Origin of the sequence: Pseudoflavonifractor phocaeensis, from assembly GCF_021531815.1 — a bacterium.
GTDB lineage: Bacteria > Bacillota > Clostridia > Oscillospirales > Oscillospiraceae > Lawsonibacter > Lawsonibacter phocaeensis_A.
In genome coordinates this window covers 124849-148178 of the sequence record NZ_JADYUM010000005.1, presented here as the reverse complement: position 1 = coordinate 148178, position 23330 = coordinate 124849, and the positions used below count along the sequence as shown (strand labels likewise).

Here is a 23330-nt window from a genome sequence, read left to right as displayed (position 1 = left end):
CCTTCCTGACGGCCCGATGAGGGCATCGGGCCCTATGGTTTTGCAATCAACGCTTCTTTCTGCTCCCGCCGCAGCTTTTTGATCTGAACCTCCCGGCGGAGGGCGGCGGACTTATCGGGCTGCTCCTCGGTGTAGACCAGCTCCAGCGGCCCCCGGCCCCGGGTATACTTGGCACCCTTCCCGCTCCGGTGGGCGGCCAGACGGCGTTCCACGTCGTCGGTGATCCCGGTGTACAGGGTCCCGTCCCCGCACCGCAGCATATAGACGTACCAGGCCACGGCTTCTCCCCCCTTTTTGTGTCCATTGTATCACATTTTCAGTGGAAATCCCAAGAACATTTTATTGCGTTTCCCGCCGTTGCGTGGTAGAATAATTTGATATTATATGGGCGCACCATCCGGCTGCGCCTGAATCGTAAGGAGACCTGCACCGTTATGGATGAAAAGAAAGTTATGCTCTCCGGCATTCAGCCCAGCGGCGACCTGCATCTGGGCAACTACCTGGGCGCCATCAAGAACTGGGCGGCCCGCGCCGACGAGTTTGATTGCTACTACTTCATGGCCGACATGCACACCATCACCGTCCGCCAGAACCCCGCCGACCTGCGCCGCCGCACCCTGGAGCAGCTGGCCCAGTATATCGCCTGCGGCCTGGACCCGGAGAAGAACACCCTGTTTATCCAGTCCCATGTCCACCAGCACGCGGAGCTGGGCTGGGTGCTCAACTGCTACACCATGTTCGGCGAGCTGTCCCGGATGACCCAGTTCAAGGACAAGTCCGCCAAGCACAAGGAGAACATCAATGGCGGCCTGTTCACCTACCCCTGCCTGATGGCCGCCGACATCCTGCTCTACCAGCCCGACTTCGTTCCCGTGGGTGAGGACCAGAAGCAGCACGTGGAGCTGACCCGGAACGTGGCCCAGCGCTTCAACGGCATCTACGGCGACGTGTTCAAGGTCCCCGAGCCCTATATTCCCAAGGCCGGTGCCCGGATCATGGGCCTGACCACCCCCGACTCCAAGATGTCCAAATCCATCCCTGAGGGCTGCGTCTTCCTGATGGAGAAACCCGAGGACATCCAACGCAAGTTCAAGCGGGCCATCACCGACAGCGACACGGAAAACTGCGTCCGCTACGACCCGGCCAACAAGCCCGGCGTCTCCAACCTGATGAACATTTACGCCGCGGTCACCGGCCGGACCTTTGACGAGATCGAGGCGGAGTTCGCCGGAAAGGGCTACGGAGCCTTCAAGCCCGCCGTGGGCGACGCCGTCATCGAGACCCTGCGGCCCATCCGGGAGGAGGCCACCCGGATCCTCAGCGACAAGGCCTATCTGGAGTCCGTCTACAAGGCCGGCGCGGAAAAGGCCTCCTACGTCGCCAACAAGACCCTGCGCAAGGTCTACAAGAAGGTGGGCTTCGTGGCCCGCTGACACCCCTCTTTCCCACATCCGAACCGGAGCGTCACCGCTTCGCCACAGAAATAAAAAAGAGGTTCCATATGACCATTCAACTTCCTGCCGTTGGTACCGCCGCCGCCGCGCTGCTGGCCGCGGCCGTGGTGGCCCTCATCTCCACTCCGGTGGTCAAGTCCCTTGCCTTCAAGGTGGGCGCCGTGGACGTGCCCAAGGACAACCGCCGGATGCACGACCATCCCATCCCTCGGATGGGCGGACTGGCCATCTTTTTCGGCTTCATCCTCAGCGTTCTGATCTTCCAGCCCCTCACCCAGCAGCTGCGGGGGATGCTCATGGGCGCCGTGATCATCGTCATTCTCGGCATCTTTGACGACATCTACGCCCTGCCCGCCAAGCCCAAATTCCTGGTCCAGATCGCGGCCGCCCTCTTTGCCGTTCTGGCGGGCAACCGGATCTATATTCTGTCCAATATCAACATCTTCAGCAGCGAGCCCTACTGGGAGCTGGGCTGGCTGTCCATCCCCATCTCGGTGCTGTGGATCGTGGGCATCACCAACGCCGTCAACCTCATCGATGGACTGGACGGGTTGGCCTGCGGCGTGTCCACCATCAGCTCCATGACCCTGCTGGTCATCGCACTCATCGTGTCTGAGCCCGACGTGGCCATCCTCATGGCCGCCCTGGCAGGGGCCTGCATCGGTTTTCTGCCCTACAACCTGAACCCGGCCAAGATCTTTATGGGAGACACCGGGTCCACCTTCCTGGGCTTTATTCTGGCTACGGTGTCCATCCAGGGCCTGTTTAAATTCCACATGATCATCTCCTTCGCGGTGCCCTTCCTCATGCTAGGCCTGCCCATCTTCGACACCTGCTTCGCCATTCTGCGCCGTTTGGCCAAAGGCCAGTCCCCCATGTCCCCTGACCGGGGACACATCCACCACCGGCTCATCGACATGGGCTTCAGCCAGAAGCAGGCGGTGGCTACCCTGTACCTTATCAGCGCCATCCTGGGCCTGTCCGCCGTGGTGCTAACCACCAGCGGCACCGAAAAGGCCATGCTGTTCCTGATGGCCCTGTGTCTGGCCGGCGGCGTGGCGGCCAAGATCTACCTCGGTCACAATGTCAGCAAGGAAGACCGTCCGGATGAGCCCCATGTGCCTCATCCGACCCAGATCGCCGGCAACGACAACTTTTTTGGCGAGGAGGACCGTTCCGACAAATGAGCAACATCAAAGTTATGACGATCTTCGGCACCCGGCCCGAGGCCATCAAAATGGCCCCCCTGGCCCTGGAGCTGGCCCGGCGTCCCGGCCTTGACGCCCTGTGCTGCGTCACCGCCCAGCACCGCCAGATGCTGGATTCCGTGCTGGATATTTTCAAACTGAAACCAGACTATGACCTGAACATCATGGAGCCCCGGCAGACCCTGTCCACCATCACCTCCAAATGCCTGCTGGGCATGGAAAAGGTACTGGAGGAGGCCAAGCCCGACCTGGTCCTGGTCCACGGGGACACCTCCACCACCTTCGCCGGCGCCCTGGCCGCCTTCTACCACCAGATCCCGGTGGGCCATGTGGAGGCCGGTCTGCGGACCTATGACAAGTGGTCCCCCTTCCCCGAGGAGATGAACCGGAAAATGGTGGGCGCCATCGCTGACCTCCACTTCTGCCCCACCCCCGCCAACCGGGACAATCTGGCCCGGGAGAACATCACCAAGGGCGTGTTTTTGACGGGCAACACCGTGATCGACGCCCTCCAGACCACAGTTGTCAAGGATTTCACCTTTGCGGAAGGCGTTTTGAATCAACTGGATTATGTCAACAAAAAGGTCATCCTGGTCACCTGTCACCGGCGTGAAAACTACGGCCAGCCCATGACCAACATCATGACCGCCCTGCGCCGGGTGGCCGACGTCTTCCCCGAGGTGGAGCTAGTCTACCCCGTCCACCTGTCCCCTGTGGTCCAGGAGGCGGCCCACAAGTACCTGGACGGCCACCCCCGCATCCATCTCATCGCCCCACTGGCGGTGGACGAGATGCACAACCTGATGGCCCGGTGCCACCTGGTCATGACCGACTCCGGCGGACTCCAGGAGGAGGCCCCCGCCCTGGGCAAGCCGGTGCTGGTGCTGCGCCGGGAGACAGAGCGCCCCGAGGCCGTGGCCGCCGGCACCGTCAAGCTGGCCGGCGTGGAGGAGGAGGACATCTTCTCCATGGCTTCTCAGCTGCTTTCCGACCCTGCCGCCTATGACAAGATGGCCCACGCCGTCAATCCCTACGGCGACGGTCAGGCCTGCCGCCGCATCGCTGACGCCATCGAGTGGCACTTCGGCTTGAGGCCCCAGGCACCCGAGGCTTTCCTTCCTTGAGTTTGCACTGGAGAATGAGGTGACGACATGGAACCCAAAAACCGCCTGATTATCGCCATCGCCGTCATCTTTCTGATCGCGGCCGCCATGTTCACCAGTTTCGGCCGCAGCCTGTTTACCTTGAACACTCCCTCGGTGGTACTGCCCAGCCTGGACGCGGAATCAGGCGACGGTTCCTCCACCTCCCCGGAAGAGGACCCGGGGCAGTATCAAACCGTGTCGGTGACCCCCCAGACGGTCCAAAGCGTCATCGCCACCCTGACCCGCTCTGACAGCTACTACAGGGAGTTGACGGTGGAGACCTTCTGGGCGGGCGGCTCCTCTTCCCTGACCGTCCAGGTTTGGACCGACGGGGGCTGGACGCACAGCCGTCAGGTCCTGCCCTCCGGCGCCGTCCGCCACGATCTGGTGGGCGAAGATACCATCTACTACTGGTACGACGGCTCTCAGCAGTACAAGACCGCTCCCGCGGACAGCCTGTCCCCCGATCTTGCCCAGCGCCTGCCCACCTACGAGACAGTGCTGGATCTGGACCCGGATACCATCACCGCCGCAGGCTATGAGCTGCGCGGAGATCTGGCCTGTGTCTATGTGGAGGTCCGTTTGGAGGACCCGGAACAGGTGGAGCGGTACTGGGTCAGCGTGGACTCCGGACTTCTGGTCGCGGCGGAGACAGAGCAGGCGGGAGAACTGGTCTACCGGATGAGCGCCTACTCCCCTATCGCCTCCCCTTGTCCCACCACTGCCTCCTTCACGCTGCCGGACGGCAGCGAGCTGCACTCACTTTCCTGACACCAACAGGGGGCGGTCACAGCCGCCCCCTTCTGTTTTAAGATTCCTGAGACTCCTTTTTTTCGTTTTTTTCCTCTCCCAGGCCCATAATGAGTACCAGCCCAAGGGCAATGACCAATTCCAGGTCATCCCCCTCTACCAGAAGATAGAGGACAATGAGCAGCAGCAGCACGTCCCCGGGGTCGATGTCCTCCAGATGCAGCGTCTTCAGCATCCCGGCAAGCCCGCCCCGCTCCTTTCCCGCGAACAGGGCGGACAGGCCCTCTTTTCCCCCGGGAAAAGGCGGCGGACGGAACCCCGGAGCAGACCCGCCGCCCGTGGAAGGCCTACTGTTTCCCTGGCCCCGAGGCTGCTCCACAGGCGTACGCCCGTCAGGACCCGGGCGGTTTTCCGGCTCCCGGCGGGATCTTGCCTCCTCCTGTGGCGCCGGCTCCTTGACCTGGGTATAAGCTGTGTCCGCCGGGATATAACGGTTATACATTGCCGCTCTCCCCCTTTCCGCCCATGGCCCCCAGGGCCACCCGGATCAGCCGGGTCACCCGGGCGATCTCCAGGGCCCGGTCCAGCTTGGCCCTCCGGTCCTCTTTCAGGAAGGGGCGCAGGGCGGCCAGCAGGGCGGCGTTCCGGTCGTCGTTTCCCTGGTACTCCCGGACCAACCGCATCCCCATCTGGAGCATGCCCGGGTCCAACTGGCCCAGCAGGGCGGACAGGTCGGGCTGCGGCGGAGCAGGCGGAGGAGAATTGTCATCCCGCTCCTCCCCAGTCGAATCACGGCCGGCAGACGGTTCCCTTTCCCCGCCGCTCTGGAGGGGGCCCCCGCTCCCGGACAGGGAGTGGGCCAGGGACATGATCTGGCTCATGGCCTCCTGGTTGCCCAGGATAGCATTTAATTTGTCCTCGAACTCAGCCATGCCGCCTTTTCCCTCCCCTTGTTTACCCCGCTTCGCGCCGTAGGTCTTTGAAGCGTGCGGTCAGGTTCCCTTGGTGACAGCGCCGTCTGCCCGGTCCGCGGACCAGCCTGACCGCCATCCCGTCCGCGTATGGATCATTCCAGTCCGGCCTTCTTGGCCTGATCTCCGATCCGCTCCACCAGCTCCGCCCCCTCACGGGTGCTCATCAGCTGGTTCATCATGGCCATCAGCTGGCTGACGTCTCCTCCCGCAGCCGCCTTGGCCGCCTCCTGGACGCTCCCTTTTTGGCTCAGAAGGTCCATCAGCTGCCGGGCGTCGCTGGACTGGGCCAGTTTGGAGATGGCCGCCCGGTTTTTCTCCAGGCCGGCCGCCATACCTTTGAACGAGGCCTCCGGATTCCCCTTGAACTGCACGTTCATCACTCCCCACATGATTTCACTCCAGTATATGCGTACCGACCGCCGAGGTGACAAATTTGAAAATTCTGGTTTTTTCCGACTCCCACCGCTCCCGCGCCGGGATGCTCAACGCCATTGACGCCCATGCCCCCGACCAGGTCATCCACCTGGGGGACCTTCAGGAGGACGCCGAGGAGCTGACCTACGTCTACCCCCGGCTCCCGGTCTGTATGGTCCCCGGCAACTGCGACGGCTGGACCATGGATCCTCTGAAGAAGCAGATCACCCTGGCCGGAAAGAAGGTCCTCCTCTCCCACGGCCACCTGTGGGGCGTCAAGAAGGGCTATGAGGCCGCCGTGGCCGACGCCCGGTCCGTGGGCGCCGACATTCTGCTTTTCGGCCACACCCACAAGTCCCTGTGCCAACAGCTGGAGGACGGCCTCTGGATGCTGAATCCCGGAGCCAGCCGCGCCAGCTTCGGACTGATCGTGATCGAGGACGGAACGATCCAGTGTTCCGTTCTGCCCACGCCCTGACCATTGTAAGGAGGCTCGTTCCCACCCGTGAAAAAACTCCTCTATATTCTGTTTCACCGCTCGGTCTTTGTGGCCCTCGCCCTGCTCACGCAGATCCTGTTTCTAATGATGATGGTGGTCACCTTCTCCGAACATATCGAAACCTTTTACTGGTGCTGCATCATTGCCAGCGTCGCCGCCTCCCTCGCCATCGTCAGCAGCCGGATGGAGCCCGGGTACAAGATCGCCTGGCTCTTGCTCATCCTGCCCTTCCCGGTCTTCGGGGGCATCTTCTACCTGCTGGCGGGCGGCGGCCACATCTCCCGCCGGACCCAGAAGCAGATGCAGGGCATCCTGGACAAATCCGCCCTGGCCCTCCGGGAGGACTTCAAGGCTGACGACCTGCTCCCCCTGGGCGGCGACGCGGCCTGTCAGGCCAGCTATCTGGAGCAGTATGCCGCCTGCCCCGCCTACACCAACACGGAAACGGAATACTTTTCCCTGGGCGACCTGGCATTTCCCCGGATGCTGGAGGAACTGGAAAAGGCGGAGCGCTATATCTTTCTGGAGTATTTCATCATCCAGCCCGGCGTCTTCTGGGACAGTATCCTGGAGATCCTGGAACGAAAAGCCGCCCAGGGCGTGGAAGTGCGCCTGATGTACGACGACATGGGCTGCATGTTCACCCTGCCCCGGGACTATGACCAGCAGATGCGGGCCAAAGGCATCCAGTGCCGTGTCTTCAACCGTTTTGTCCCCGTGCTCTCTCTCCGCCTCAACAACCGCGACCACCGCAAGCTGATGATCGTAGACGGTAAGGTGGGCTTCACCGGCGGGATCAATCTGGCCGACGAATATATCAATCAGATTGAGCGGTTCGGCCACTGGAAGGACAGCGTCATCCGTCTGGAGGGGGACGCCGTCTGGTCCATGACCATTATGTTTCTGAGTATGTGGGACAATTGCTGCGGCCTGGATGAGGATTTTGACCGCTTCCGCCCCGCCGCGGCTCCGGTGCGGCCCTGGACCGGCTATGTACAGCCCTATACAGATACCCCGCTGGATCATGAGGCGGTGGGCCAGGCGGTCTATCTGAACATGATCGCCAAGGCCAAAAAGTATATCTACATCACCACCCCCTACCTGGTCATTGACGTGGCCACCAACACCGCCCTGTGCAACGCCGCAAAATCGGGAGTAGACGTCCGCATCATCACCCCCCACATCCCTGACAAGCGGTATGTGTTTGAGGTCACCCGGGCCCACTATCCTCCCCTGCTGGACGCCGGGGTCCAGATCTACGAGTACACCCCCGGATTCATCCATGCCAAGAATTTTGTGGTGGATGGCCGCTTTGCCACTGTGGGCACCGTCAACCTGGACTACCGCAGCCTGTTTCTCCACTTTGAGGACGGCGTGTGGCTGTGCGAGGCCCCCTGCATCCAGGACATCCGCCAGGATTTTGAGAAGACCCTCGCGGTCTGTGAGCCCATCTCCATCCGCCGCTTCAAGCATCTGAACATTCTGCTCCAGCTTTACCGGAGCATTCTCCGGGTCTTCGCGCCTCTGATGTGAACAAATGCAAGGCGGCAGGCACCTAGGTGCCTGCCGCCTTGCTCGCTCGTAATTTAACAGCAGCAGCCGTTGGCCCGTACCTCCTGGTAGCTATCTCCCCTGGGCGCAATGGTGTTGGGCGGGAAGAACTCGTTGACGGGGAATTGGACCTTCCGGAACAGGTCGCAGGGGTCCTCCTGGCAGTCGCAGCTGTCACAGGGGCACTCCTTGCTGGGCATGCAGTAGTCGTAAACAGGGACCAACAGCTGGGTGTCCCGTTCCAGCCGGATCATGGAGAACTGTCCCAGCGTGACGAACAGGCGGTGAATGTCCCCTCCGGTCATCAGTTCCTCCGGGAAGCAGGCCGCCACCGCCACGGGGATCTCAGTGCAGCCGCCGTCCCGGGCGCGGCACTCGCAGACATCCACCAGCTTCATACTGAGGATCAGTGGGTCCACCGCCTCCACCACCGCCACAGGGGCGGTGCTTCTGGGCAGGTCCTGGGCGTCGGGGGCGCAGTTGGCCGCGCTGGAGGAGAACACCTTCGCGTTCCCCTCGCTGCCAAAGAGGATGGCCCGCTTGTCAAAGACCGCCAGGCCGGTGACCTCCACCGGACGGACCGCGCCCACATAGGCGTCGGCGGTGATCCGGTAGAAATACCGCACATCCACCGTGTAAAATCCCCGGTTAAAGGTGACTGGCTCCACGTCGATGTAGGCATACAACAGCTCGGCGCACCCCGCCTTGATGGACAGGGCCCGGTCGATGGCCTCCTGGGAGCTTCGGGTCGGATAGACTCTCAGGTCCTCGACACAATCCTTATCTTTACAAGAATCGTAAATTTTTTTCGTGTGTATGCACACGGCCTCCCGGATGCTGCGTTCCTCGGTGATGGGGCCGGGTACGACCATTTCTGGCATGATGGTTCCCTCCTATCGTTTCCTCACGCGGACGGGATGACCGTCCGTTCCTTGCGCTGTGCTTACACCCCCATCTTATGAAGGGAACGCCATTTGGTGCCGGAGTTTTCCCGGATTTCCCTCCAAGGCTTGCGGATTTTCTCCCCAGGCATTATAATATACAAAATAAGGCCAAACTCTTTTCCGGAAAGGAGCGTCCCTATGTCCCCAGTCGGATTCATTCAAAGCGAACTGGACCTGAAGCTGCTGGTCCTGTATATCATGGCCCGGGCCGCGGGTCCTATCACCTTCCTCCAGCTGCTGGACCTGGCGCTGTGTGACGCGGGGGTGGATTATTTCTCCCTCACCCAGGCGGTGGATCACATGGTGGCGACCGGCCAGCTCTCCAAGGAGGACGAACGGTACTCCATCACGGACAAGGGCCGACGCAACAGCGAGATCTGCGAGAACAGCCTGCCCTACTCGGTGCGGATGCACTGCGACGAAAACCTGGTGAAGGTCAACGAGGCCCTGCGCCGGGAGGCCCAGGTCCAATCCAGGATCCTGGAAAACGAGGACGGCACCAACACCCTCCACCTCCAGCTCAACGATGTGGGCAGCCCTCTGCTGGTGCTGGACCTGCTGGTTCCCGGCCCCGCCCAGGCCATCGCCATGTCCCAATGCTTCCAGGACGACCCCGCGGGGCTGTATCACGCCATTGTGGGCTTTCTCAGCCGGGACGGCGCCAACACAAAGGAGGAAAAGCAATGAGAAGATCTGACCGTGAACAGAGCCGGGAGTTCTCCCTGGCCCTCATAGACCGCTGCACCCACGGGGTGGCCGCCATCTCCACCGGGGAGGACACCCCCTACTGCCTGCCCCTGTCCTTCGTCCGCGTGGAGGACCGGCTCTACTTCCACTGCGCCAAGGAGGGCCGGAAGCTGGACCTGCTGCGCAAAAATCCCCGGATGTGCGTTACCTTCGTGGGCGGCGACGAGCCTGCCTTCGTCCCCCCCGCCATGTACACCACCTATTTCCAGTCAGTCATCGTCACAGGCACCGCCTCCGAGGTCACTGATGACCGGGAAAAGATCGCCGCCCTGGAGGCCCTCTGCCGCAAAGTGACCCCCGACCACATGGGCGCTTTTGACCAGGCCATGGAAAACAGCCTGTCCGTCACCAGCATCTGGCGGGTGGACATGGACCAGATCACCGGGAAAGCCAAGATCAAAAAATGATGTTAGGATAAAACGCCGTCCCGCTGTTTCCAGCGGGGCGGCGTTTTTCATTATGATTGAATCAAGACAGGCCGGCGGGCGGCGCCTCAGTCCCGGGGACTGCGGTAGAAATTGCCCATCAGCTTATCCGTGCGCAGCACATTGACAAAGGCCTTGGGGTCCGCCTGGCGCACCTTCCGGGTCAGGCTGCGGATCTGGTTATAGGACACCACCGAGTATATCATGACGCACGGCGCGCCGTTGTACAGGCCCACCCCCTCGATCAGGGTGGCGGTGTGGCGGGTGTCCTGGATCTGGGCACAGACGCCCCCAGCGGTCTCCCGTCCGGTGACGATGAACAGGGTGGCCCGTTTGTTTTCCGGGTCCATCATACGGACCACCTGGGTGCTGGTGAACTGGAAGATAATGGAGTACAGGGCCTTATCCCACCCGAAGAGCATGCCGGCCACCGCCAGCATCACCACGTTGCCGCACAGGATATAGTTCCAGGCGTCCACATTTTTGCGCTCCGCCAGGGGGATGGCAATAAAATCCGTCCCGCCGCAAGTCACCCGGGCCTTCAGCGCCACGCCCCCCGCAAACCCGCTGAGCATGCCGCCGAACACGCTGATGAGCAGAATATCCTCCGTAATATTGATGACCGGCAGCAGGTCGGTCATCACGCTGGACACCGCGATGACCAGACAGGAATAGAAGGTAAACCGCTTCCCCACCAGCTTATAGCTGACAAAGGCGGGCACCGCGTTGAACATCAGGTTGATGGGGGCAAAGGGCAGGGTAATGCCCCAAAATTCCAGAGCGCAGCGCTGGATCAGTCGGGTCAGCCCGGTAAAACCGCCGGGAAACAGGTCGCCCGCCTGGACAAAGCTCTTCAGGTTCAGGGCGATCAGAACGGAAGCCGCCAACACGCCCAGCAGGCGGAAGGCCGTCTCCCGCCATTGGGACTGGTTTGATTTGGTTCCCATAAAAACCTCCGTGGAACGTCAGGCGCTTATTTCACCTGAGACAGCACATCCAGGTTCTTCATGAAATACTCCACACCGGAGTAGATGGTGGTCAGCACAATGACCGCAACACAGATGTTGTTGATCCAGGGATTGATGGGCAGCAGCATCAGCACGATGCACACCATGGTGGAGGCGGTCTTCACCTTCCCGGACCAGCCGGCGGCGATGACCCGGCCCTTGTCCGCGGCCACCATACGCAGGCCGGAGACGCCGAACTCCCGGATGATGACCACCAGCAGGGCCCAGCCGGGCATCTGGCCGATCTCTACAAACCAGAGCATGGCGGCAGTGACCAGGCATTTGTCGGCCAGGGGGTCCATAAACTTGCCGAAATCAGTGGTCTGGTTATAGTGGCGGGCGATGTAGCCGTCCAGGGTATCGGTGAGGCTGGCGACCACAAAGATGGCCAGGGCCCAATAGTTAGCCCCGGGCACGCCCAGGTAGAGCACCAGCAGAAAGGCGGGGATCATCAGCACCCGCAGCATGGTCAGCTTATTGGCGGTATTCATTGGTCGAAAACTCCTTCTTCGGTTCTGTGCCGGGTGGGGCCTCCGTGGGCCTCCCGGCGGCCGGTAGGTACCGTTTCTCATTATATCGGAAAGTTACCGCCCCTTCCAGTGCGGAACTGCCCAATTTTTCACTTTGGATTTGTAGGATATGCCAAGGTATCCGGGCAGGGTCACTCCTCGATCTCTCCGGTCAGGTCCCCATCGGAGACGCCGGTAATGCGGACGTTGACAAACTCCCCGGCGGGGACCAGTCCCGCGGCGGTGAACAGCACCCGGCCGTCGATGTCCACCGAGTCGGCGTAGGTCCGGCCCACATAGCAGCCCTCGGCGCTGTCGAAGCCCTCGCACAGCACCTCCATGACGGCGCCAAGCCACTCCTCGTTGTACTCGTCCATGATCCGGGACTGGAGGTCCACCACCAGTTCCACCCGGCGCTGGGCCGTCTCCGGGTCCACCTGGTCCTCCATGGCGGCGGCCAGGGTCCCCTCCTCGGGAGAGAACTGGAACACGCCCACCCGCTGGAGTTTCTGCTCCCGCAGGAACTGGCACAGCTCCTCAAATTCCGCCTCACCCTCCCCGGGCAGGCCGCAGATGAGGGAGGTGCGGATGACCAGACCGGGCAGGGCGGCGCGCAGCTTGTCAAATAGGGCAGCGATCTCCGCCTTGTCGGTATGGCGGCGCATGGCCTTCAAAATGCCGTCGTTGCAGTGCTGGATGGGGATGTCCAGGTAGTGGACGATCTTAGGCTGGCTGGCGATGGTCTGGATCAGCTCGTCGGTGATGACCTCCGGGTACAGGTAGTGGAGGCGGATCCAGTGGAAATCCAGCTTGCACAGCTCGTTCAGCAGCTTGGCCAGGGTGGTACCGTCCTTCAAGTCCAGGCCGTACCGGGTGATGTCCTGGGCGATGACGATAAGCTCTTTCACGCCGGAGGCTGCCAGCTGTCTGGCCTCGGCGAGCAGCGCCTCCATAGACCGGCTGCGGTAGCGTCCCCGTAGCTTGGGGATAATGCAGAAGGCGCAGCCGTTGCTGCACCCCTCGGCGATCTTCAGATAGGCGGTATAGGACGGCGTGGTGACCAGGCGCTCCCCGTCCTCATAGGTGCGGTGGATGTCACCGAAGTGCTCCGCCTTCTCCCCCGCCATCAGCTCCTCCACGGCGGACACCACGTCGGTGTAGCTGCCGGTGCCCAGCATCCCGTCCACTTCGGGCAGCTCCCGGCGGATGTCCTCGGGGTAACGCTGGGTGAGACAGCCGGTGACCAGCAGCTTTTTCAGCTTGCCCTGCTCTTTCAATTGGGCAAGTTCCAGGATATTCTCGATAGCCTCGCTCTTGGCCGACTCGATGAAGCCGCAGGTGTTCAGCACTGCCACGTCGGCCCCCTCGGGCTCTCCGGTGACCAGGTAGCCGGCTTTCCGGCACAGGGCCATCATCTGCTCGGTGTTCACCAAATTTTTGGCGCAGCCCAGGGAAATAAACGCTACTTTATAAGGCATACAATCGCTCCAGTTTATTGATGATTTTTCCTCGCCGCTCACTCAGTAGTCCTCCCCGGTCTCGGCCCCGTAGCGGCGCAGGGCGTCGTTGATATCCGACCAGGCGTAGCCCCGGCGGGCCAGGGCAGCGGAGACCTTTTGCAGTTCCTTCCGGTCCAGGCTCTTCCCCGCCAGTTTTTTGGCCACAAAGGCATCAATGGCTCCGGCGGGGTCCTGGGCCTGTTCCAGAGCCTCGTCCCAGATGTCCCGGGGGATGCCCCGGCGGTACAGCTCGTCCCGGAGCTTCTTCTCCCCAAAGCCCTTGGCGGAGTAATAGCGGACCACCTGGGCGGCGTAGGAGGCGTCGTTGAGGTAGCCCAGTTCCTCCATCCGGCCGCAGAGGGCGGCGGCGTCCGCCTCCCCCGCGCCCCACTCCTTCAATTTCCGCTCCAGTTCCTTACGGGACTGGGGCTTTCTTGTGAGCAGGTCCAGCGCTTTTTCCTTCCAGAGGCTGCGGCGGGCGGAGGCCGTCAGGGCCTCCGCCTCCTCGTCTGTAAGCTCCTTTCCCGCATACAGGGCGAAGCCGACCACCTCGTTCTCCCCCAGGCGCAGGATGGAGCCGTCCTCCAGCACGGCCAGCCAGCGGCCCTCTACCCGTTTGGAGGGCTTCAACTCTTGGATGACCATGGGAAATTATTCGTCCGCCTCAGCGCCGTCCTCAAAGTCGTCGGCGGACACGTCCACCGCCCGGCCGGCGGCCCGGGCGGCCACCTGGGACTGCTTGCTCATCAACTTGTAGGCGTTGGCCCGGACCTTGGCCTCCACCTCGTCGGCCACTTCGGGGTTGTCTTTCAGATACTGCCGGGCGGCGTCCCGGCCCTGGCCGATCCGCATGTCCCCCATGGCAAACCAGGAGCCGGACTTCTGGATGATGTCCAGCTTGACGGCCAGATCCACCAGCTCGCCCCATTTGGAGATGCCCTCACCGTAGAGGATCTCGAACTCCGCCTCCCGGAAGGGGGGCGCCACTTTATTCTTTACGATCTTGGCCCGGGTACGGTTGCCAATAACCTCGCCGCCCACCTTGATGGCCTCAATGCGGCGCACGTCGATGCGGACAGAGGAGTAGAATTTCAGCGCCCGGCCGCCGGTGGTCACCTCGGGGTTGCCGTACATGACGCCCACCTTTTCCCGGAGCTGGTTGATGAAGATGACGATACAGTTGGTCTTGGCGATGGAGCCGGCCAGCTTCCGCAGCGCCTGGCTCATGAGCCGGGCCAGCAGACCCACATGGGAGTCGCCCATGTCGCCCTCGATCTCCGCCCGGGGAGTCAGGGCGGCCACCGAGTCCACCACCACCACGTCGATGGCGCCCGAGCGGACCAGGGCCTCGCAGATCTCCAGGCCCTGCTCGCCGGTGTCGGGCTGGGAGATGAGCATGGAGTCGATGTCCACCCCCAGTGCCCGGGCGTAACTGGGGTCCAGGGCGTGCTCCGCGTCGATGAAGGCCACCTCGCCGCCCCGCTTCTGAGCCTCGGCCACGATGTGCAGGGCCAGGGTGGTCTTACCGGAGGACTCGGGGCCGTAGATCTCGATGATGCGGCCCTTAGGAACGCCGCCGATGCCCAGGGCAATGTCCAGAGACAGGGAGCCGGTGGGGATAGACTCCACCACAATACCTGTATTCTCCCCCAGGCGCATGATAGACCCCTTGCCATAGGCCCGCTCGATCTGGGCCATGCAGGTCTCGATGGCTTTCTTCTTGTCAGACGCGGGGGACGCCGCCTCCACGGAGGGCTTTTTTGTTGCCATGATCCATTCGTCCTTTCCAGCGCCGCTCGTCCGGCGCGTCTTGATTTTCATGCTCAGGATACCATATTTACTGTCCCATAAAACGGACTTTTATAGTGAAATACATGCGGGGCAGCAGGACCGGCGCGCGGGCAAAATAAAGCCTGCCTCCGCCGTCTTCTCCGCGATGTCAGACGCAGTTTCTAATTGTTTACCGTGCCTTCCACCACCCGCCAGATCCCCTGGGTGTCCTGGGCGGTCTGGATATTTTCATAGCCGTTCTGGGCCAGGATCTCCTCCACCTGGGGTGCCTGTCCGATGCCCACTTCAAAGACCAGGGCGCCGCCCAGGCGCAGGGCGGATTTCCACTTGGCGGCAATGGCCCGGTAAAAGTCCAGTCCATCCTCGCCTCCGTCCAGGGCCATGTGGGGCTCGTAATCCTTCACCGAGGCGTCCAGACTGTCAATGTCCCCGGTGGGAATGTAGGGGGGATTGCAGACGATGACGTCAAAGTCCCACAGGGCGGAGCTTGGCGCCTCCATGGCGTCCACCGACAGGCAGGTGACCCGGGCATTGAGCTGGTTGCGGCGGACGTTCTGCTTACAGGTGCGCAGAGCGCCCTCGGACAGCTCCCCCAGCACCACCCGGCAGGCGGGCACGTTGGCGGCCACCGCCAGACCCACGCAGCCGCTCCCGGCGCACAGGTCCAGCACCCGGGCGCCCTCGCCGGCCTCCCTGGCCCGGGCGATGCCCCGCTCGGCCAGCAGCTCGGTGTCTGACCGGGGGATGAGCACCTCCTGGCTGATGTCCAGGGGCAGGCCGTAAAACTCCCACTCCCCGATGATGTAGGCCACCGGCTCTCCCGCCAGACGGCGGCGGACCAGATCGTCCACCCGCTTCTCCAATTCGGCGGAGACGTATAGGGACATATCCCGGTACAGCTGTTCCCGGCTCTTATCGGCGGCGTAGCACACCAGCTCCCGCGCCTCCAGCTGGGCCGCCTCGATGCCCGCCTTTTTCAGCCGGGCCCGGGTATCCAGGAATAGGTTGTTGTAGGTGGTCGCCATGAAATCACCCTTTTCTATCTTGATACATCAGCCCACCGCGGCTGCGCAGGGTCCCTTACCAGGCGTCCTCTCCCTGCCGCTCCGGCAGCACCAGTTCCAGCGCCTTGATACCCACCTCGATCATGGAGTCATCCGGCTCGAAGGTGGTGAAGTTTTGCAGCCACAGGCCAGGGGCCACCAAAACGCGGGTAATGGGGCCGTCGTGGCGGCCCACCCAGCGGTTGAACTCGTAGCTGACCCCCACGATGGCGGGCAGCATAGCCAGATGGGCCAGCATCCGCAGCAGCACATTGCGGATGGGCCAGATAGCGAAGACCACGGTGGACACCAGGATGGAGACGAAGATGACCACAAACAGAAAGCTGGTGCCGCAGCGGGGATGGTGCCTGGGCTGCTTACGCACGTTTTCCACCGTCAAGGGCAGGCCGGCCTCATAGCAGAAAATGGTCTTGTGTTCCGCCCCGTGGTAGGAAAAGACCCGGCGCATCTCCCCCATCCGGGAGCAGAGGGCCAGATAGCCGATGAAAATAGCGATCTTCAAAATACTCTCCGCCAGGTTACGGGCCACCATGGAATCTGTGACCCAGGTGACCGCCGTGCCCAGCAAGGTGGGCAGCAGGAAAAACAGCCCCACCGACATGCCGATGCCCAAAATCACCGCCAGGGTGGTGAAAAAGCTCATGGCCTTCTCGCTGCCCAGCTTCTTTTCCAGCCAGGCCTCGAACTTGGAGGGTTCCTCCTCTTCCTCCCCCTCCTCGGGGTAGAATTCGGCGGAATACATCAGGGCGGTGACGCCGTTGTACATGGAGTCGCAGAAATTGACCACCCCGCGGATCAGGGGCCAGCCCAGGATGGGGTGCCGCTCCTTGATGAGCTTCAGCTCCTTCTCCTGGATCTCCAGCTCACCGTCCGGCTTCCGCACCACCACGGCCTGCTTCTTGGGCCCCCGCATCATGATGCCCTCAATGAGGGCCTGTCCGCCGCACATGGTCTTGAAGCCCTTGGCGCAGCCCACCCGGGCGCAGGTATTTTCGGTCTGTGCTTGTTTTTCTTCCATCAGATTTGGTACTCCTTTTGTGACGCAGCCTTCCGGGGATATTCTATCAAATCACCCGGGAAATAGCAAGAGGAAAATAGAACTTATGTTTCAATCGGGATACGGATGGTGACGACACAGCCGCCGCCCTCCGCGTTTCCGATGTCCAGGGTGCCCTCATGGCGGGTGATGATCTCCTCGCACACTGCCAGACCGATCCCGGAGCCCCGGGCCTTGGAACTGCCTTTGTAGAACTTATTCTTGATGAAGGGAAGCTCCTCCACCGGAACGCCGGGGCCATAGTCCCGGATCTTAATGACCGCCTCCAGGATGTCCTGGTGGATGGACACGTCGATGCGCTTGCCCGAGCCGCCGTGCTTGGCCGCGTTGTCCAGCAGGTTGCAGAACACCTGGCGCAGGCGCTCCGGATCGCCGGAGATGGGCAGCATCTCCTCCTCGCAGTCCTTGTAAGTTAATTCGATGCCTTCCTTTCGGAAGAACTCCTTATAGGTATACACCGCGTCCTCCAGCTCCGCTTTCAGGTCCAGAGGCTCCACCGACAGGGTGAAGCGGCCGTCCTCGATGCGGGAGAACTCCAGCAGCTCCTCCACCATGTTGGTCAGGCGCCGGGCCTCGGACACGATGATGTCCAGTCCCTTCTTCACGTCCCTGGCGTCCCGGAGCTCGCCGCTCTGGATGGTTTCGGCCCAGCCGGTGATGGCGGTCAGGGGGGTGCGCAGTTCGTGGGAGACAGAGGAAATAAATTCCGTCTGGGTCTTCTCCGACTGTTTGATCTTCATGGACATGTCGTTGATGGTGTCGGTGAGGTCCCCGATCTCATCGTCGAACTTTTTCTCGATCTGGACTCCATAGCTGCCGTCCGCAATGAGCCGTGCCGTCTCGGTGATGCTGGCCAGCGGCTCCACGATAGACCGGACAAAATACAGGTTGGAAAAATACACCATGGCAAAAATGGCCAGCCCGATAAAAGAAATGATGGACATGGCGATGATAAACTGCCGGTCGATCCGGGACAGGGAGGTGACGTACCGGATCAGGCCCACTGTCTGTCCCTGGTAGACCACCGGGCTGGAGACGGCGGCGATGCGCTCGCCGGTGGCGGGGTCCCGCCCCATCCACTGGGCAGTGCTCTGAAATTCCAGGGCGTCCTGGATGTCCTGAGTCCCCGGGGTGGAACCGGCGGTCAGGTCATTGCCCGAATATACCACCGCCCCCGAGGAATCCAGAAACTGAAGCTCCAATTGACTTTTTTCCTCGTAATTGTTGACCGTCTGCTGGGCCGCCGCCCAATACTGGGTCCTGGTATAGTTGCGGAAGCTGGAGGAGGCGGAACTGGCCTTGCCCGCCAGATCGTTGAGGGTCCCGGCGTAGTAGTAATTCCAGAGGGCCGCCGCGAAGGAGCCCAGGGCCAGCGCCAGGATCAGCAGCACCACGGCGATGCTGTTCAGCAGCCAGCGTTTCCGGATGCCCCGGATCTTGCCCTTGTCTTTTAATTCCGTATGCCTGGCCATGGACCGCACCTCCTTTTCTATCCAGACCGCGTCTGTTCAACTTCCGCGCCTCAACGCCCTCTCGGAGGGTTCAGCTCCCCCACTTGTAGCCGTAGCCCCACACGGTATTGATGAAGACAGGCTTTTGGGCATTGTCTTCGATCTTGATGCGCAGGCGGCGGATGTTCACGTCCACAATCTTCAGTTCCCCGAAGTAGTCCTTCCCCCAGACGGTATCCATGATCTCCTCGCGGGAGAGCGCCTTGCCGGGATTTTCCATAAACAGCTTGATAATGGAATACTCCACCTGGGTCAGCTTCACCCGTTGGCCGTTTTTCTCCAGGGTACGGTTGCGTGTATTCAGCAGGAAGGGCGGAGCGCTGATCTCATCCGCGGCCACCGACTCGATGTCGCCGCCGGTCCTCCGGTACAGGGCGTCCACCCGGGCGGTGAGCTCCGCCGGCGAAAAGGGCTTGGTCACATAGTCGTCGGCGCCGGTCATCAGGCCGGTGACCTTGTCCATCTCCTGAGTGCGGGCGGTCAGCATAATGATGCCGATCTTATTGTCCATAGCCCGGATGCGGCGGCAGACCTCAAAGCCGTCGATGTCGGGCAGCATGATGTCCAGCAGAGCCACCTTGATGTCCGGATTGGCCTTGAGGGCGGCCAGAGCGTCCTCTCCGGTCCCCGCCTCAATGGTGGTGTAGCCCGCCCGCTTCAGGTTGATGACCACAAAGCTGCGGATATTCTCCTCATCCTCCAACACCAGTATCTTTCTCACGGTCTTTTTCCTCCGTTCTGACCCCTCAGGTTCACTCGTTGGACCAGCTCGTCTGGATGGTCTTGAACCGCTCCATCAGTCCAACCTGGTCCAGTCCGCAGTCCCAGTCACAGTCATAGAATTTGGCGGCATAGATGACCTCGCCCTCCTCCCGCAGGATGAAGCGGTCGTCCTCCTCCACCCGGATGCTCCGGTTGCTTCCCGTGAGCCGGTAAATGCTCAGGAAGGGAACAGGAGACTGGTCCCAGCCCTGCCACAGGGAGAAAATGACCTGCCGCTGCCCGCTGAGAGAATCGTTTCGCGCAATGGTGATCATCCCGTCCCAGCTCTCCGGGATCTCCAGATACCAGCTGTCTGCCACATTATGATAGGTGGTCATCACTTTTGCGCACTGTCCCTGGCCATTATACTGGCTCCAGTCAATGAGCCAGAAGTTGGACGAGACCCCTTCCCCGTAGACGGGCAGAGGCCGCAGCGCGGGGATCTCCAGCACAGAGTCGGAGTTGACGTCGCTGAGCCCCACATCCACATAGCTCCCCAGCCTGTTCCGGCTGACTCCGGTCTCATCCAGAGACAGGTTGACCAACTGTCCATCCCGGTAAGCCAACACATCGATGGTCTTGGTGCCGTCGGGCATGGTACAGGTCACATACAGGGCGGGGGGATAGTAATCGCCGCTGAGGTAGTTGGAACGCACCCGGTTCAGCGTCACCACGCCCGCGGAGAGGCCGGCGCTGCTCAGACTGGCAAAGGAACCGTCCCTCCAGCCATAGACCTCCACCCTGCTGCCCGCGCCGGCGGCCTCGATGCGGACCACGGCGATCTCCGTCCGGGTATCCTGGTCGATGTCCAGCAGCCGGTAGCCGCTGGCATAACTGTTGGCCCCCTCGCTGGCCCCGCTGCAGCTGGTCAGCAGCAGCTCCGTGGCCAACAGTTTGGAGCGGTCCTGATTTTGATATTGGCTGAGCCTGACGGCGGCGTTCTGCCCCTCCGGCTCCAATTCGTCCAAGGTGTAGGCGCCCAGCTGGTAAACGCCGGCGCTGACCTGCCAATTGACCACCAGTTCCTTGCTGCCGCTCCCGTTCAGGTCGGCGTAATCGATGGAGTAGATGGCCGCTCCGGCCCCTTCCACCAGGCCGGTGGCCTGATAGTTCTCCCCCACCTGCTGAAAGATGTAGATTTTCAGGGATTTTTCTTCCCCGGGCACCCGGATAAAGCTCAAGGCACTCTCCCGCTGGCCATCTCCGTCCAGGTCCTGGAGCTGGATGGCCGCCGTATTGTCGCCGGAGACGATCACAGCGTCCTCAACAGAAACGCCGAACTCCGCCTCCAGACCCGAGCGAACCTCCCGGATGGCCGTGGCCAACTGGTCGTAGCCGGCCGATTTCTCCGGACGCTTATAAAGCTCGTCCGGCGGACGAAACAGACAGCCGGACAACAGCAGCAGCATCGCCGCCGGCAGCAAAAGCCGTATCCACTTTTTGCCCATACCGTCCGCTCCTTTCCAGCCGCCCCGGTTCCGCGGCACCACATAAAAGTCCTGTTTATCATCATACCACAATTCCCGAAAAAAGCATATGGTTTTTTCAAAGAAAAGTTTGTCTGCCGTTCCGAGGCTTCGAAGGAACAGGCTGGACGCGGCGTCTGTTTGCAAGGTTCAGCGCTCCGCATCCGCTCCATAGTAGGCCACGATCAGGTCCACGCAGGCGCCGTAAGAACGCATGCCCAGTTCCTGGCCGTTTCCTTTCAGGAAGGAGTCGTAGGCGTCCCCCGCCGCGTCCTCCACCGGCGACTCCAGCGCCTGCCAGTAGGCGTTATTATCCGACCAGTCGGCGGACAGCTCCGCGGTGAACCACCGCCCGGCGATGTCGTACCAGCCCTCCGGGTCCACGGGGTACAGGGCGTTGCACAGCTGGATCAGCCCCATCAGGTATCCGGAATATTGGTACGCCACGTCATCACAGGTGGTACAGGCGGCGATCCCCACAAAGTTGGCCTCCAGCTCCGATGCCACCATTCGCTGATGGGCCATCTCGTGGGCCACGGTGGCGGGGATCAGGCAGGCAGGGGCGTCCACATTCACATTGGCCTCTCCGGTGAAGGGAAAATACATCCCGGTGAAGCCCAGGATGCTCTGGAGCCGGGAGAAAAAGATCGGTTTCGCCCTTACCGGCTTCATGTACAGGCAAGGAAATTCCCTTGTCAGGTTTTCGTAGACCGCGATCCCCCGCTCGATGCTCTCCCCCGGTCCCATGGCAAAATGCCCCTCCCTGTCCCGGGGCACCTGGGAGGACAGCCGGGCCGCGTTTTGGGCAAAGTATTCCGTGACAGCGGCCAGGGTCTCCACCGAATAGGGCTCCATCTTCAAACCGGAGCGCTCTCCAAAGTTGGACGCATAATACGCGGCGTTCCACAGCCAGCACACCCCGCACCACAGCCAGAGCCAGGCGGCTCCCAAAGCCAGGAGCCGGCGGACCAAGGCCCGTCCCACTCTTTCCCGGAAAGCCAGCACCAGGGTCCGGACCAGCCAGACCCCATTACCCACCAGAAATACAGCGACAAACAGCTCCAGTCCCGAACAAGGGACCACGGACCAAAGTCGCCCCAGGCATTGCTCCGCCGGAGCCATCACCTGAAACACCCAGAAATCCATGGCGCTCCGGTTCCCCTTGAGCAGGGTGAACAGCCCCAACAGCAGCAGGGGCAGGACCAGGGCGGCCGCCAGCCCCCACCGGACCTGTCCCTTGTTTTTGATCATGATCTTCATGGCGCAGTTCTCTCCCTTGGTCACGGCAGAATCACGGGCCCGGTGGTCCACTCCCGGCCGGGGGCGGGCACCGTCTCAAAGCACAGGTCATACAGGTCGGTACACCGAGCCTCCTGTTCAAAAAGCCGGCGGCCCGCCTCCCCCAGCTGTCTGGCGTGGGCGGGCTTGGTGATCACCGGCAGGACCGCCCGCTCCTTCATCTCCTTCAAGATAGTCTGTCCCCGGCCATTAAAGCCCAGTACCCGCAGGTAGGGCGGACATTCCGGCCGGTCATCTTCTGTCAATCCCAACCAGGCCCACAGGGCCAGTCGCCGCAGCCGGGCGTGGGTGTACCGCTTGGTCTTGGCCAGATCAAAAAACTCCTCCATAGAGGCACACTGCCGCCCCGCTTTCTCCAGACGCTGGGGAAGGCCCTCCGCCTCCCCCGAGTCGGGCAGTCTGGCCCAATCGTCGGCGGTCATGGTCCGCACCCGGGCCAACACGGCCCGCTCCACCCGCTCCAAACCGGGCAGGCCCGCGGGGTTCCCTTCCAAAAGCGCCCGGCCCCCGGGGACCAGGTAGGGCTCCGCCGCCTCCCAGCGTCCCTCCCGAAGGTAGGCTCGCAGCTGGGTGGCTGAGAGAAACGTGGGCGCTTCTCCCCCGCCGGCGAGCGCGTTGTGTCCCGCCCCCCGTCTGGTGACGGTTACGGGCTGGATGCCGCTTTTCAGGGCGTTGAGAGCGCGGATATACTCCACACCCAGGTTGTTGTTGGGGCCGGCGAGCAGGCCGGACAGCTCCTCCCCCAGCAGCTCCCGGACCACTGCCTGACGGCAGGCGGCAAAGGTCATCCCCTCGTCCAGGAACCGGCGCAGTCCCGCCCGGTAGGCGGAGCTGTCCAGGCAGGCGGCCACCTGCCTCAGCTTGTCCACGTCGCCGCACTCGCTGCCGAAGGACAGGTGGGTCACCACGCCGCAGCCCTCCAGTAGGGCTACGGCCCCCCGGGCAAAGGACTCCGCCGAGGACATGGCCCACACCGTGGGCAGCTCCAGCACCAGGTCCGCGCCGCCCATGAGAGCCAGCCGCGCCCGGGTCCACTTGTCGGCCACGGCGCACCCCGCCTGCTGGACCCAGTTGCCGCTCATGACGGCCACCACGCCCGCGTCCGCGCCCAGAGCAGCCCTGGTCTGTTCGATCTGATAGGCGTGCCCCGTGTGGAAGGGATTATATTCCGCCACGATCCCGGCGATCCTCACATGGTTGTCCTCCCTGTCGATAGTTTGTCTGTATGCAGAAGAACGAAAAAAAGTATGGTCA

The 23330-nt window shown here is 62.1% G+C and carries 25 protein-coding genes; 8 read left to right on the top strand and 17 right to left on the bottom strand.

Annotation, left to right across the window (positions count from 1 at the left end; translation table 11 throughout):
- Nucleotides 1-32: 32 nt before the first annotated feature.
- The gene (locus tag I6E42_RS04840) at nt 33-278 is read right to left on the bottom strand and encodes a GIY-YIG nuclease family protein (protein ID WP_328284080.1); all 246 of its coding nucleotides are present in this window, start codon (nt 276-278) and stop codon (nt 33-35) included.
- A 156-nt stretch (nt 279-434) separates the two neighbouring features.
- Here I6E42_RS04840 and trpS point away from each other — a divergent pair, with 156 nt between their 5' ends.
- The 4 genes from trpS to I6E42_RS04820 all read left to right on the top strand — a co-directional run bounded on the left by trpS (nt 435) and on the right by I6E42_RS04820 (nt 4578).
- On the top strand, nt 435-1433 hold the full coding sequence (trpS, locus tag I6E42_RS04835; RefSeq protein WP_235370796.1) for a tryptophan--tRNA ligase: 999 nt from the start codon (nt 435-437) through the stop codon (nt 1431-1433).
- Between the two features lie 68 nt (nt 1434-1501).
- Nucleotides 1502-2641 carry an MraY family glycosyltransferase gene (locus I6E42_RS04830; protein WP_235370795.1) on the top strand — a complete coding sequence of 380 codons (1140 nt, stop codon included), beginning with the start codon at nt 1502-1504 and terminating at the stop codon, nt 2639-2641.
- A complete protein-coding gene (wecB, locus tag I6E42_RS04825) occupies nt 2638-3786 on the top strand; it encodes a non-hydrolyzing UDP-N-acetylglucosamine 2-epimerase (RefSeq protein WP_235370794.1) in 1149 nt (382 codons plus the stop codon). The genes I6E42_RS04830 and wecB overlap by 4 nt, the downstream gene beginning before the upstream one ends.
- Before the next feature lie 27 nt (nt 3787-3813).
- Nucleotides 3814-4578 (top strand): hypothetical protein, encoded by a 765-nt coding sequence (locus I6E42_RS04820; RefSeq protein ID WP_235370793.1) that lies wholly within the window; start codon nt 3814-3816, stop codon nt 4576-4578.
- A gap of 37 nt (nt 4579-4615) precedes the next feature.
- Here I6E42_RS04820 and I6E42_RS04815 read toward each other — a convergent pair whose 3' ends face one another.
- From I6E42_RS04815 to I6E42_RS04805, 3 genes are all read right to left on the bottom strand, one after another.
- Nucleotides 4616-4792: a hypothetical protein gene (locus I6E42_RS04815; RefSeq protein WP_235370792.1), complete on the bottom strand. Its 177-nt coding sequence runs from the start codon at nt 4790-4792 to the stop codon at nt 4616-4618.
- 259 nt (nt 4793-5051) lie between these two features.
- Nucleotides 5052-5489, bottom strand: a complete 438-nt coding sequence (locus I6E42_RS04810; RefSeq protein WP_235370791.1) for a hypothetical protein — start codon at nt 5487-5489, stop codon at nt 5052-5054.
- Nucleotides 5490-5623: 134 nt separating this feature from the next.
- Nucleotides 5624-5920 carry a hypothetical protein gene (locus I6E42_RS04805; RefSeq protein WP_235370790.1) on the bottom strand — a complete coding sequence of 99 codons (297 nt, stop codon included), beginning with the start codon at nt 5918-5920 and terminating at the stop codon, nt 5624-5626.
- Nucleotides 5921-5964: 44 nt separating this feature from the next.
- Between I6E42_RS04805 and I6E42_RS04800 the strand changes: the two genes are divergently transcribed.
- Both I6E42_RS04800 and cls read left to right on the top strand, forming a co-directional pair.
- On the top strand, nt 5965-6423 hold the full coding sequence (locus I6E42_RS04800) for a metallophosphoesterase family protein (RefSeq protein ID WP_235370789.1): 459 nt from the start codon (nt 5965-5967) through the stop codon (nt 6421-6423).
- A gap of 27 nt (nt 6424-6450) precedes the next feature.
- Nucleotides 6451-7977 carry a cardiolipin synthase gene (gene cls, locus I6E42_RS04795; protein ID WP_235370788.1) on the top strand — a complete coding sequence of 509 codons (1527 nt, stop codon included), beginning with the start codon at nt 6451-6453 and terminating at the stop codon, nt 7975-7977.
- Nucleotides 7978-8030: 53 nt separating this feature from the next.
- On the opposite strand, the gene I6E42_RS04790 is transcribed toward cls, so the two are convergent.
- Entirely contained in the window at nt 8031-8876 is an 846-nt protein-coding gene (locus I6E42_RS04790) for a hypothetical protein (protein WP_235370787.1), read from the bottom strand.
- Nucleotides 8877-9077: 201 nt separating this feature from the next.
- On the opposite strand from I6E42_RS04790, the gene I6E42_RS04785 reads away from it, so the two are divergent.
- Nucleotides 9078-9626: a DUF4364 family protein gene (locus I6E42_RS04785; RefSeq protein WP_235370786.1), complete on the top strand. Its 549-nt coding sequence runs from the start codon at nt 9078-9080 to the stop codon at nt 9624-9626.
- A complete protein-coding gene (locus I6E42_RS04780) occupies nt 9623-10093 on the top strand; it encodes a pyridoxamine 5'-phosphate oxidase family protein (RefSeq protein ID WP_235370785.1) in 471 nt (156 codons plus the stop codon). Before I6E42_RS04785 ends, I6E42_RS04780 begins: the two co-directional genes overlap by 4 nt.
- An 86-nt stretch (nt 10094-10179) precedes the next feature.
- Here I6E42_RS04780 and I6E42_RS04775 read toward each other — a convergent pair whose 3' ends face one another.
- The 12 genes from I6E42_RS04775 to I6E42_RS04720 form a co-directional block, all read right to left on the bottom strand.
- On the bottom strand, nt 10180-11058 hold the full coding sequence (locus tag I6E42_RS04775) for a YitT family protein (protein WP_235370784.1): 879 nt from the start codon (nt 11056-11058) through the stop codon (nt 10180-10182).
- Between the two features lie 26 nt (nt 11059-11084).
- Nucleotides 11085-11609, bottom strand: coding sequence for a CDP-diacylglycerol--glycerol-3-phosphate 3-phosphatidyltransferase (pgsA, locus tag I6E42_RS04770; RefSeq protein WP_235370783.1), 525 nt, complete (start codon nt 11607-11609; stop codon nt 11085-11087).
- Between the two features lie 170 nt (nt 11610-11779).
- Nucleotides 11780-13105 (bottom strand): 30S ribosomal protein S12 methylthiotransferase RimO, encoded by a 1326-nt coding sequence (gene rimO, locus I6E42_RS04765; protein WP_235370782.1) that lies wholly within the window; start codon nt 13103-13105, stop codon nt 11780-11782.
- A gap of 42 nt (nt 13106-13147) precedes the next feature.
- Complete coding sequence (locus I6E42_RS04760) at nt 13148-13771, bottom strand: regulatory protein RecX (RefSeq protein ID WP_235370781.1); 624 nt, start codon at nt 13769-13771, stop codon at nt 13148-13150.
- Between the two features lie 6 nt (nt 13772-13777).
- Nucleotides 13778-14896, bottom strand: a complete 1119-nt coding sequence (gene recA / locus I6E42_RS04755) for a recombinase RecA (RefSeq protein WP_235370780.1) — start codon at nt 14894-14896, stop codon at nt 13778-13780.
- A gap of 182 nt (nt 14897-15078) precedes the next feature.
- A complete protein-coding gene (prmC, locus tag I6E42_RS04750; protein ID WP_235370779.1) occupies nt 15079-15942 on the bottom strand; it encodes a peptide chain release factor N(5)-glutamine methyltransferase in 864 nt (287 codons plus the stop codon).
- Between the two features lie 55 nt (nt 15943-15997).
- Nucleotides 15998-16999, bottom strand: coding sequence for a DUF1385 domain-containing protein (locus I6E42_RS04745; RefSeq protein ID WP_235370778.1), 1002 nt, complete (start codon nt 16997-16999; stop codon nt 15998-16000).
- An 83-nt stretch (nt 17000-17082) separates the two neighbouring features.
- Nucleotides 17083-18510: a sensor histidine kinase gene (locus tag I6E42_RS04740; protein ID WP_235370777.1), complete on the bottom strand. Its 1428-nt coding sequence runs from the start codon at nt 18508-18510 to the stop codon at nt 17083-17085.
- 70 nt (nt 18511-18580) lie between these two features.
- Nucleotides 18581-19270, bottom strand: a complete 690-nt coding sequence (locus tag I6E42_RS04735; protein WP_235370776.1) for a response regulator transcription factor — start codon at nt 19268-19270, stop codon at nt 18581-18583.
- Between the two features lie 31 nt (nt 19271-19301).
- A complete protein-coding gene (locus tag I6E42_RS04730) occupies nt 19302-20759 on the bottom strand; it encodes a VCBS repeat-containing protein (RefSeq protein ID WP_235370775.1) in 1458 nt (485 codons plus the stop codon).
- A 168-nt stretch (nt 20760-20927) separates the two neighbouring features.
- Nucleotides 20928-22037, bottom strand: coding sequence for a DUF3810 domain-containing protein (locus I6E42_RS04725; RefSeq protein WP_235370774.1), 1110 nt, complete (start codon nt 22035-22037; stop codon nt 20928-20930).
- A gap of 20 nt (nt 22038-22057) precedes the next feature.
- The gene (locus I6E42_RS04720; protein WP_235370773.1) at nt 22058-23269 is read right to left on the bottom strand and encodes a tRNA(Met) cytidine acetate ligase; all 1212 of its coding nucleotides are present in this window, start codon (nt 23267-23269) and stop codon (nt 22058-22060) included.
- Between the last annotated feature and the right edge of the window lie 61 nt (nt 23270-23330).